Annotated in this window: 1 protein-coding gene; it reads left to right on the forward strand. The window is 45.0% G+C overall.

The features are described from left to right. A partial coding sequence (locus HZZ01_RS20715) for a family 1 glycosylhydrolase (protein ID WP_179899291.1) occupies positions 1 to 398 on the forward strand: 398 nt, incomplete at both ends.

Here is a 398-nt window from a genome sequence, read left to right on the forward strand (position 1 = left end):
CCCTTGCACATGCTGGAATTAAAGTCTTCATCACGATCAATCACTATGCGATGCCGATTGCGATCGTTGACAAGTACGGAGGTTGGCGACATCGTGACGTCATCGATCTGTATCTTAAGATGGCGAAATTTGTCGTCGATCGCTGGCAAGAAAATGTAGACTATTGGCTTCCTGTAAACGAGATTAATTCCGGGTATTTCAGTCCTTATAATGGACTCGGAATAATAGGAACCATCGATTACTCCTATGATTATCGGTCAGTCTTTAATGGTCTTCATTACCAAATGATAGCAAGCGCCCTCATAACAAAATACGGTCGCGATATCGGAGCACGAGGAAAGTTCGTGTGCATGGTGAGCTGTTTCGATTACTATGCGCTCCATCCCACACCTGAGGAC

It is taken from the genome of Pantoea sp. WMus005, from assembly GCF_013415305.1.
Lineage (GTDB): Bacteria > Pseudomonadota > Gammaproteobacteria > Enterobacterales > Enterobacteriaceae > Pantoea > Pantoea rara.